Genomic DNA, 6,214 nt, shown 5'->3' on the forward strand with positions numbered 1-6,214 from the left:
ATGGCTGTTTCTTGCGGATTATTTTCAATTTCAACAACTAAAACCTCCGAGTTTATTTTTGGATATACAATAAAAGAACTTTCAAAATCGCCAACAACGGCATTTAAACGCACGTCTAATAATTCAGATAAATGTTCTCTTTCAACGGTGCAAGTAGTTTCTGTAATTTCAGTTACTTTGCCGATACTTGTTTTTAAATACTTTTTAGAAACCGAATTAATAGCCCGAACAAACTCTTCCATGATATTTTTGTTAAAAGCCAAACGCTTATAATTACTATTGAAATTTTACCTGCCGAAATCCAAAGCTTTTGCCACCAGCTCAATTGTTTTTCAATAATTTTAGCGGGTAGTGTTATTGTTTTAATTTTACTTATTTGCTCTTGAATATGTTGTTCTTTCCATTTTACAAACAGCTTTTGGGCTTTAGCTTTGCAACTCACACTTAAAATATTATTCTCTAAATGTACCCTTGGAGGCTTTAAAATTTCTCCTGATATTTCCTTTGGAATTGCTGAATTATAATAAAAATTGCTTTTTTTATTTTCTTCTTGGGAAACAAGTATCGGATTATTATTAATACATTTAATGTAAGCGAAATAAAAAGAGCTATCTTTTTTGGTTGAAAAAATAGTATCTCTCAATATTTCTTTTATATTTTTTTTAGATTCAATACTTGTGTTTTCAATAGGTGGATTAATCGTTTTACAACTTATTAAACAAACTATTAAAAGCATACTTAAACAATATTTAAACATCATTTTATTTGATTTTAAAGGATACCTTATTTGTTCGTTTGTATCCGTCAGATTTATTAATATTTACAATAACACTCTCCACAAAAAGAGTCATATCTCTATGTTTGTCTGGATAGTTTGGATCTGTTAATTTTATGCTATCTCCAGCATTTGTAAAAGGAATTGCCCAACTATCTAATGCACCACCGTAGCCTGTATAAACATGAGCGTCGTGTATTTTATGCACCCATTCTTTTACTTCATTTTCTGATAAATTTAAAGGCAAATGCAATGTTCTATGATCGCCACTTGTATCGCCATATTCATAGGTTATCTTTTTAGAAGTTCCTGTTTGATGACTAATCGCTTTATAAAATCGTTTCCGTTGCTCTTTCGTTTCATATATTAAACTGTTAGAATTGCGGATATTTTTACCAAAAACAAAATCATGCGATACTGCGGGTTTAAAATCAACGGTAAGCCCTGCGATTAAAACTTTATTTTTAAAATAACATCGAATCCCATATTGTTGCTTGAGTTCTTCAATAACTTTATAAGGCGTTGCATTTTCAATCATAAATTTACCAAGAGGCATATTTAAAGCTTCAATTTCATAGGCTGGAGCAATAAACTTTAACAGTTCTTCTAAAGTTACTGAAGCGAAAGTTTTATTTATTTTTTCTTTCTTTTTCAGTTGATACATTTCATCTTCACAGATTAAAAGCAACGGAATTTCTGCACCAATTTCATCAATATAACCTTCAAATTCTACTTTTAACTCGTCGTTATATCCAGCTTCTATTTTAATAGTATCGCCTGATTTTATGATTTCGAGCAAGTTCTTTTGTGCCAATGATACATTTTCGCCATTTTCCTGTGCATTTTTAAACGCTCTAGGAAGTGTAATTTTAGCAGTATCTGAAAACTTTTCAATAGTATTTTCTATATAAATAGATTCTACAACGCCAAATTGTATTGCTTCATTAATAGTGATTTTTACGGCAATATTATAATACTGATAATTCATTTTACATCGGATTTAATAGCGTGTAATTAACTCCTTTTATGCTTTTAGCCGATAAACTAATTTGTACGGTATCGGCAAAACCTTCTACTGGCGTTATTGAAACGGCGGTTAAATAAATACTATCAATATCTTTGTCATAAAACTGTTCGCCAACAACTTCAATAATATCGTTATGCTCAAAAAAACGAGCTAATAGGTTTATTTTATTCATAGGATATTGACGATTTTCAACATCTATTAAAATACCTCGAATATCAATAGACCACGGTTTTGTACCCCAACGTTCCACAACAACGCTATCACTTCCTGATGCTTCCGTTTCAATTAAATTTTTCTCTCGAGAAAAACTTACCATTAACGGCGGTGCGTATGTAGTAGCATTTTTACCAGTAAGCATTTCGCCAAATAACAATTCTTCGCCCGCATATTCAAAAGTGATATTTTCGGCATCTGAACGAGCATCGCCATAAAATTCAACATCATACTTATTATCTTCTTTAATAAGTATTGCTTTGTTTAGTAATTTGCTAATTGCAACCGCTCCAAAAGCGGCTGCATAACGAGCTGCTAAATTTATAACAATGGCTTCTCCGTTATTCATTTGTTTTTATTGTTAAAATACCTTGAGTTGATAACCAGTTTATTTGTGCCCATTTTATAGCCCAAACATCATCCGTTAATTTTTCAGGAAACGGGATATGCAAAAAATGACTAATCAAAGCATCCGCCTTAAAATATAAATCGAATGCTTCTTCTTCGTTAAGCCTAGAACATCGCTCTAAACTTTCCCAAACTTTCCCTGGCGTATTGGAATTAAATCCATTAATAAACCCGCAACGGCATAAAACAATCCGTCATCGTTTACCACTTCTTCTTTACTTGTTAGCAAACAATTTTTCACTAAAATTTCTTGTCCTTTTTTTGGATCAGATTGCATGAATTTCATCGTTTGCCCCACAACGCTACGCTTTGGAATAATTGCCAATACTTCCAGCTCGTCAATATTAAAATCGTCTAATGGTAAAATCAACGATTTTAATTTGTCGCCGTGTTCTTTTTTTAGCGTTTCTTTTACTTCTTTACTAACTTCTTTTAATGCCATTTTAAAGGGTATTTAAATCTTGTTTAATTTTTTTGTTTAAAACCTTATTTTAAAAAATTAAGGTGCTACGTTTAATTTCACTTTTAAAGCAAATAAATCGTAATCTTTTACCAGCCCCATGTCGCCAGATACTTCACGACCTTCATTTTGAAATTTCGCCAAAATAGTATCCACAATTATAATATTGAACTCATTGACAAACTCTACGGTAATCAAAAAAGGCTTGATATTCATAATACTTCCTTTTGATGCAGTTTCAAACGGAGTAATATCATGCATCATTATAGCTATTGACGCATTTGGTTTTATTTTACCGTGTGACCATGAAGTAGGATTTGCTCCCAATGAATAATTCAATTGATTTTCCTGTTCGTTTCCGTAGGTAATTTTAGTTACTTCTAAAGGAACTCCATTTAGTTGAACTTTTACATCTGCAGAATCGTATGCTTTTCCGTTTCTTGTAACTTTTGACATTTTACGCTTGTGTTTTTAAATTAATAGTTCCTTTTATTTCACCAATTGCTCCTTTAGGAACTAAAACAAAGGAAACTTTCAACTCTTTAGAAACAATTAAATCGCTGTCTTTATCAACAAAGGTTTTACCGAATGTAATTTCGCTATGTTGCTCCATATCTTCAAAAACTTTGTCGCCAATATCTTCTAAAGCAACAACTACTCCTGGAGGAATTTTACCTGTATCTTTATTGACTACCCAATCTGTTTTTACCTTAGGTAAATATGCCGTTCGCAAACCTCTTACAGCTTTATCTAAAACACGCCCATAAGCAATAGTATGCTCGTTAACTTTGTTGTTTGCATCTACAATAATAGGCGTACAAGTGTGGTCGTTATTTATACGAACACCCGCCATACCTGTATATTCTAAACCAAAAAGATAGCCTTTAGTTTCAAGTGTTTGCAGGTCCTCAAATATTTCATCATTTTGTGTATGTGATGATAAACCAGGTTCTAGCCAAGCATCTTTTGTGGCATCGGTAATATTGAATTTTTCATTATTACCAACATTTTCATTTACTTTCGCCTTGGCACAAATACCTAATAAACTACCGACATCCGCAAAATGACGATTTGTAGGTGTCTTTGTTTGTGTTTCTGCATAATGGTAATCTTGACCAATAAATACAGAAACTTTTGTGGCATTAAGATTTTCTATTTCTCTTAAATTAGCCATACTAGCGGCATTATTTCCACAGTTATATCCCTCTAAAAACACTTGACAAGGCATGTGGTTATTGTAGGCCCATAAAGCTAATCCTTGAGCTTTTGGAATTGCGCTATACACATTTTCAGGCATTCCATTTAACATGGTATATTGACCAGGTTCATTATAGGCAATAGCTATTTGTTTAATTTTTCCTTTCGCAAAAGCTAACATTCTTTTAGCCTGTTCTTCACAAATAGAGCTCATTGTTCTTAATCCACTTTCCACAACCATTAGGTACAATTCAGTACCATCTCCAGCGTTTCGGTAAAATTCATTTAGATGCCTATGTAAAATTGTGTTTTTCGTAGCATCGAAAGTTTCCGTAATTCCTAAAGATTCGACATCTTTCATGTTGTAAACTACTTTAGAGCTATCGAAACCAAGTGGTGTAGGAGCGGAAACCGCCCCTACAATTATTCCACTTACAGAATCTGCACCCCCCAGTACATTTGCACCCTGTTGTCCTTTTTTTATACTTACACCATTTATATTCGACATAATTTAATTGGCTTTAGTACTATCTTTATTATCTGCTTCTTTTAAAGCTTCTTCTTCAGCTTCCGTTTGGGCATCTTCTAAAGCTCGCTGTTCTGCTTCTTTTTGAGTTTTTTCTTCCGCCTCCTTTTCAGCCTGTTTTTGCGTAGGAGAAACTGATTTTCTCTTTACAACTTCTAATTTTTCACCTGCTTTAAGACTATTATCGCCCAAGTATTTTTCTGTAAAAAATTCTCCTTTTGGGTTGATGTAAACAGCTTCGGCATCTTGGAACTTACCTAATATTTCGTAGGCTTGTTTTCTTTGTTCTCTTGTCATCACTTTAAAGAATTACTCGTTAGCACTTACAATTGCACCAAAACCGTGCTCTTGCTTTTTGTCACATAAACCGTAAGAATGCAATCTAAACTCACTTGTCGGATTCGCATTTCGTGTATCTGTATTCATTGGTTTAAATAAAGTTTGTACGCTTTCAATATGATACACCGTATTTGGTGCGTAATAAAACACAGACCCTTTTTGGTCGTTAGCACCAACTACTGCTCCTTGAGATTTTAACGTTCCTGATGCGTCGTAATAAACAGAACTATTATTCTCAAAAAACTTCAAATTAAAGAAGCGTTCGATAGCACCTGTTTTTGGGTTGATAATTAAATCACGATAATTGTTTGTTGCACCTCTATCGTGTAATAAATCTGACTTGTGATGATCGCTTAAAATCATGTGCCAAGCTGATTTATCTGTAAGATTCAAACCTTCTAATAGCACTAAATAATCAACTAAATCTGTATAAGTTAAACGTCTTCTTCCGTTAATTACGGCCCCCGTAGTTCTTAAAATTGGCATTTTACCAGCAACATGTTTTTCTGGTGCTAATTTGTGCATCGCATAATCACGAACACCAATTTTAAAAGATTCGGAATGTTTCACTCTAATAGCTGCATCTTTATCAAAAGCCATGGCTCTTAATTCCGCATCTGTAACTTGAGTTAAATCCGTATCTAACTTATCCCAGTTTACCAATCCTTTTTTACCAGTCATTGATTGTGGCGTAAAAGCATCTCCTTTATTTATATGAAAACCAACATTATTGATTAACTTATTAAACTTGATACCATCCTTGTCAATTGCGGCAGGATTTGGGCGTTTAAGAGTTCCGATAAAATCATCGTTGAAATTTTTAAACTCCTCTAATAATTGTGGCTCCACATACTGTTCTAACCATATTCCATCTACTAATGCTGGCATTATTTATTGTATTTAGCGTTAAACATTTTATCATACTCCGCAGGGCTTTTTTCTGCTAGTTTTTCCAATCCTTTTGGATCTTCTTTTTGCCATTTAAAATCATCGTTGAAATTTTTAAACTCCTCTAATAATTGTGGCTCCACATACTGTTCTAACCATATTCCATCTACTAATGCTGGCATTATTTATTGTATTTAGCGTTAAACATTTTATCATACTCCGCAGGGCTTTTTTCTGCTAGTTTTNCGATAAAATCATCGTTGAAATTTTTAAACTCCTCTAATAATTGTGGCTCCACATACTGTTCTAACCATATTCCATCTACTAATGCTGGCATTATTTATTGTATTTAGCGTTAAACATTTTATCATACTCCGCAGG

11 protein-coding genes are annotated in these 6,214 nt (G+C 33.1%); all 11 read right to left on the minus strand.

Annotated features, from left to right (window positions below):
* On the minus strand, window positions 1–242 hold a 242-nt coding region (locus tag L0U77_RS11615), incomplete at its 3' end, for a hypothetical protein (RefSeq protein ID WP_233901243.1).
* Window positions 194–760, minus strand: coding sequence for a hypothetical protein (locus tag L0U77_RS11620; RefSeq protein WP_101917457.1), 567 nt, complete (start codon window positions 758–760; stop codon window positions 194–196). The genes L0U77_RS11620 and L0U77_RS11615, both read right to left, overlap by 49 nt.
* 1 nt (window position 761) lies before the next feature.
* Complete coding sequence (locus L0U77_RS11625) at window positions 762–1,763, minus strand: hypothetical protein (protein ID WP_233901244.1); 1,002 nt, start codon at window positions 1,761–1,763, stop codon at window positions 762–764.
* 1 nt (window position 1,764) lies between these two features.
* Complete coding sequence (locus L0U77_RS11630; protein ID WP_193707866.1) at window positions 1,765–2,364, minus strand: DUF6046 domain-containing protein; 600 nt, start codon at window positions 2,362–2,364, stop codon at window positions 1,765–1,767.
* Window positions 2,357–2,482: a hypothetical protein gene (locus L0U77_RS11890; protein WP_256363414.1), complete on the minus strand. Its 126-nt coding sequence runs from the start codon at window positions 2,480–2,482 to the stop codon at window positions 2,357–2,359. The genes L0U77_RS11630 and L0U77_RS11890 overlap by 8 nt, the downstream gene beginning before the upstream one ends.
* Window positions 2,483–2,541: 59 nt before the next feature.
* The gene (locus tag L0U77_RS11635; protein ID WP_101917453.1) at window positions 2,542–2,865 is read right to left on the minus strand and encodes a hypothetical protein; all 324 of its coding nucleotides are present in this window, start codon (window positions 2,863–2,865) and stop codon (window positions 2,542–2,544) included.
* 57 nt (window positions 2,866–2,922) lie between these two features.
* Window positions 2,923–3,339: a hypothetical protein gene (locus L0U77_RS11640; protein ID WP_193700374.1), complete on the minus strand. Its 417-nt coding sequence runs from the start codon at window positions 3,337–3,339 to the stop codon at window positions 2,923–2,925.
* Between the two features lies 1 nt (window position 3,340).
* Window positions 3,341–4,588 (minus strand): DUF2586 family protein, encoded by a 1,248-nt coding sequence (locus L0U77_RS11645; protein WP_101917449.1) that lies wholly within the window; start codon window positions 4,586–4,588, stop codon window positions 3,341–3,343.
* A 3-nt stretch (window positions 4,589–4,591) separates the two neighbouring features.
* Window positions 4,592–4,903, minus strand: coding sequence for a hypothetical protein (locus tag L0U77_RS11650; RefSeq protein ID WP_101917447.1), 312 nt, complete (start codon window positions 4,901–4,903; stop codon window positions 4,592–4,594).
* 12 nt (window positions 4,904–4,915) lie between these two features.
* Entirely contained in the window at window positions 4,916–5,833 is a 918-nt protein-coding gene (locus L0U77_RS11655; RefSeq protein ID WP_101917446.1) for a hypothetical protein, read from the minus strand.
* Entirely contained in the window at window positions 5,833–6,015 is a 183-nt protein-coding gene (locus L0U77_RS11660) for a hypothetical protein (RefSeq protein WP_233901245.1), read from the minus strand. Before L0U77_RS11660 ends, L0U77_RS11655 begins: the two co-directional genes overlap by 1 nt.
* Window positions 6,016–6,214 lie beyond the last annotated feature (199 nt).

It is taken from the genome of Tenacibaculum piscium, assembly GCF_021390715.1.
Lineage (GTDB): Bacteria > Bacteroidota > Bacteroidia > Flavobacteriales > Flavobacteriaceae > Polaribacter > Polaribacter piscius.

Bases quoted from the DNA above. Each gene is read 5' to 3' on its own strand.
- L0U77_RS11620 (WP_101917457.1), bottom strand. From the start codon at position 760: ATGATGTTTAAATATTGTTTAAGTATGCTTTTAATAGTTTGTTTAATA.
- L0U77_RS11625 (WP_233901244.1), bottom strand. From the start codon at position 1,763: ATGAATTATCAGTATTATAATATTGCCGTAAAAATCACTATTAATGAA.
- L0U77_RS11630 (WP_193707866.1), bottom strand. From the start codon at position 2,364: ATGAATAACGGAGAAGCCATTGTTATAAATTTAGCAGCTCGTTATGCA.
- L0U77_RS11635 (WP_101917453.1), bottom strand. From the start codon at position 2,865: ATGGCATTAAAAGAAGTTAGTAAAGAAGTAAAAGAAACGCTAAAAAAA.
- L0U77_RS11640 (WP_193700374.1), bottom strand. From the start codon at position 3,339: ATGTCAAAAGTTACAAGAAACGGAAAAGCATACGATTCTGCAGATGTA.
- L0U77_RS11645 (WP_101917449.1), bottom strand. From the start codon at position 4,588: ATGTCGAATATAAATGGTGTAAGTATAAAAAAAGGACAACAGGGTGCA.
- L0U77_RS11650 (WP_101917447.1), bottom strand. From the start codon at position 4,903: ATGACAAGAGAACAAAGAAAACAAGCCTACGAAATATTAGGTAAGTTC.
- L0U77_RS11655 (WP_101917446.1), bottom strand. From the start codon at position 5,833: ATGCCAGCATTAGTAGATGGAATATGGTTAGAACAGTATGTGGAGCCA.
- L0U77_RS11660 (WP_233901245.1), bottom strand. From the start codon at position 6,015: ATGCCAGCATTAGTAGATGGAATATGGTTAGAACAGTATGTGGAGCCA.